Genomic DNA, 291 nt, shown 5'->3' on the forward strand with positions numbered 1-291 from the left:
GGAGCGAACGGGAAATAGCGCGTTCCGAACGGGTTGTCCCTGAGGGCGGGAAGATATTGGGTGAAGTGCCGGAAAGCGTCAGGCCCCAGGTAAAGCAAGTGGCTGCCGCCCGCGGCGAGCGTGTATCCACCATCCTGCCTGCGCCTAAAAGCGATATGGTTGTCGGCGGCCGCGCCCGCATAGATTTCAGGCAAGGGCTCCGTTGCGGCTGTGGTTACCCGGACGCTGAGCTGGGGGATGGACACGCCGTGCCTCGCCAGGAACAGGGAAGACCAGGCGCCGCCGGCGACC

General features: G+C 65.3%; 1 pseudogene. It reads right to left on the reverse strand.

Annotated features, from left to right (window positions below):
* Positions 1-194, reverse strand: a pseudogene (locus tag EN852_RS42055) (FAD-dependent oxidoreductase); the annotation flags it as partial.
* Positions 195-291 lie beyond the last annotated feature (97 nt).

The sequence above is a fragment of the Mesorhizobium sp. M2E.F.Ca.ET.209.01.1.1 genome, from assembly GCF_004010375.2.
GTDB lineage: Bacteria > Pseudomonadota > Alphaproteobacteria > Rhizobiales > Rhizobiaceae > Mesorhizobium.